This window comes from Pseudomonas sp. NPDC087346, assembly GCF_044744235.1.
Taxonomy (GTDB): domain Bacteria; phylum Pseudomonadota; class Gammaproteobacteria; order Pseudomonadales; family Pseudomonadaceae; genus Aquipseudomonas.
The window spans coordinates 1-2,512 of the sequence record NZ_JBIUXX010000156.1 but is presented as its reverse complement, the minus strand read 5'-3'; the positions used below and the strand labels follow the sequence as shown (position 1 = coordinate 2,512).

Here is a 2,512-nt window from a genome sequence, read left to right as displayed (position 1 = left end):
AGAAACTCGAGGGGCGCCGGGTAAGCGCGTTCGTTCAAAGTCATCCATGAACCGAATGTCGAGATTCTTCGCGGTGATGTTGGGTGCATCAGTAGAGCGTCAAGCAGTCAGGCTGCGGTAACAACCTTACCAATCAGGCGGAAAGTCTCTGTCTAGAGAGGTCGGCCGTTGTGACCCTGTGGTCAGCGGCGGGCATTATACATAGGTAGCTGGCAATCTGCCGATGGTTCATATGCAACGATTCTCGTCCATTGGTCTAAAGGTCGCAGGGCAGGGTGGGGCGTAGAGTCGTCGCGAATGCTTGAGTTTGGCGCTTTTCCCTTTGCTTTCAGGCTTGTAGGAATCGAGTTGTGCGCGGCGCCCGAACATGGGGTTTGCGTGTCCAATTAACTGGGTTACGCTCGAAGCAAGCCAGATGTTCAATCCAATCAATGGAGTTCAGCATGGGTTACAAGAAGATTCAGGTTCCAGCCGTCGGCGACAAAATCACCGTCAATGCAGACCATTCTCTCAATGTTCCTAATAACCCGATCATCCCTTTCATCGAAGGTGACGGGATTGGTGTCGATATCAGTCCGGTCATGATCAAGGTTGTCGATGCTGCTGTGAAGAAGGCTTACGGCGGCGAGCGCAAGATTTCCTGGATGGAGGTGTATGCCGGGGAGAAAGCGACTCAGGTTTACGATCAGGACACCTGGCTGCCTCAGGAAACCCTGGACGCAGTCAAGGATTACGTGGTTTCCATCAAGGGCCCGCTGACCACCCCGGTCGGTGGCGGCATCCGCTCGCTGAACGTGGCCCTGCGTCAGCAACTCGACCTGTACGTCTGCCTGCGCCCGGTGCGCTGGTTCGAAGGCGTGCCGAGCCCGGTGAAAAAGCCTGGCGACGTCGACATGACAATCTTCCGCGAGAACTCCGAAGACATCTACGCCGGCATCGAGTGGAAGGCCGGTTCGCCGGAAGCCACCAAAGTCATCAAATTCCTTAAAGAAGAAATGGGCGTCACCAAGATCCGTTTCGACCAGAACTGCGGTATCGGCGTCAAGCCGGTGTCCCTCGAAGGCACCAAGCGTCTGGCGCGCAAGGCCCTGCAATATGTGGTCGATAACGACCGCGATTCGCTGACCATCGTGCACAAAGGCAACATCATGAAGTTCACTGAAGGTGCCTTCAAGGAATGGGCCTACGAAGTGGCGGCCGAAGAGTTCGGCGCGACGCTGCTCGACGGCGGTCCGTGGATGCAGTTCAAGAACCCGAAAACCGGCAAGAATGTCGTCGTCAAAGATGCCATCGCCGACGCCATGCTCCAGCAGATCCTGCTGCGCCCGGCCGAATATGATGTGATCGCGACCCTAAACCTTAATGGCGACTACCTCTCCGATGCCCTGGCGGCAGAAGTGGGCGGTATCGGTATTGCGCCGGGCGCCAACCTGTCTGACACCGTGGCAATGTTCGAAGCCACCCACGGTACCGCGCCGAAATACGCCGGCAAGGACCAGGTCAACCCGGGTTCGCTGATTCTGTCGGCGGAAATGATGTTGCGTCACATGGGCTGGATCGAAGCGGCCGACCTGATCATCAAAGGCACCAACGGCGCAATTTCGGCCAAGACCGTGACCTATGACTTCGAACGTCTGATGGACGGCGCGAAGCTGGTTTCGTCGTCAGGTTTCGGCGATGCGCTGATCTCGCACATGTAAGTGAAATCGGCTGTAACTAAAGCGCCCGGCTCGAGTGATCGAGCCGGGCGCTTTTTTATGTCTGGTTAATGCGGGTGGATCAGCCGGTAACCGTTTCCGAACGGACGGAGGTTGCCGCGTGATCTTTCGCGGTATCGGTAGCGTGAATTTTCACGGCGTGCAGCCCTTTGGGGCCCTGGACTATTTCGAAATTGACCAGTTGTCCGGCCTTGAGGGTCTTGTAACCGTCCATTTCAATCGCCGAGAAGTGAGCGAAGAAATCAATCTCTTTGCCGTCCTCGCCGCGACCTTCGTGGGTGTCGGTATTGATGAAGCCGAACCCCTTGGCGTTGTTGAACCATTTAACCTTGCCGACAGCCATGCTCAAATCCCTCTGCAACAGACTCCATCGCTGGAGTATCATCCAGGACATCCGCAATCTAATCCGTTAAAAGGATTGACTCCGCGGATCTTTTTTACCCACCGTGGGCTCTATTGTTTGTAACACCGTTTTCCCGATAGTCAAGGTGACCGGGCAGTCGGAGTTGAAAACGTGTGTAGCCGCCCCCACCACTGTATTTGCACAACTGACGAACCTTTCTTTCCATGCATGCAATCAGCCAGATTCGACTAACATTCAATCAGGATCGCCCGGTTCTCCAAAAGGAACATCCGGAGCACCACGACGACGATTCGGCGGGCGTTGCTGTTCAGGAAGCAAAGCCTGCGTTACAGGCGCCGCCGATGTACAAGGTGGTTTTGTTGATTGTTTTATAGTCTTGTATGGATTTAGTGTTGGTTGTGCTCGAGGTGTTTTTTTTCGTGTTTTGAGT

The 2,512-nt window shown here is 55.1% G+C and carries 2 protein-coding genes and 1 pseudogene; 2 read left to right on the top strand and 1 reads right to left on the bottom strand.

Features of this window, described 5'->3' with window-relative positions:
• Nucleotides 1-443: 443 nt before the first annotated feature.
• Entirely contained in the window at nucleotides 444-1,700 is a 1,257-nt protein-coding gene (gene icd / locus ACIOZM_RS31690; RefSeq protein ID WP_401221592.1) for an NADP-dependent isocitrate dehydrogenase, read from the top strand.
• 79 nt (nucleotides 1,701-1,779) lie between these two features.
• Here icd and ACIOZM_RS31685 read toward each other — a convergent pair whose 3' ends face one another.
• On the bottom strand, nucleotides 1,780-2,061 hold the full coding sequence (locus ACIOZM_RS31685) for a cold shock domain-containing protein (RefSeq protein WP_401221589.1): 282 nt from the start codon (nucleotides 2,059-2,061) through the stop codon (nucleotides 1,780-1,782).
• Nucleotides 2,062-2,285: 224 nt separating this feature from the next.
• On the opposite strand from ACIOZM_RS31685, the pseudogene ACIOZM_RS31680 reads away from it, so the two are divergent.
• Nucleotides 2,286-2,453: pseudogene (locus ACIOZM_RS31680) on the top strand (ATP-dependent Clp protease adaptor ClpS); the annotation flags it as partial.
• Nucleotides 2,454-2,512 lie beyond the last annotated feature (59 nt).

Coding starts and splice junctions, on each gene's coding strand:
- icd (WP_401221592.1), top strand. CDS start 444: ATGGGTTACAAGAAGATTCAGGTTCCAGCCGTCGGCGACAAAATCACC.
- ACIOZM_RS31685 (WP_401221589.1), bottom strand. CDS start 2,061: ATGGCTGTCGGCAAGGTTAAATGGTTCAACAACGCCAAGGGGTTCGGC.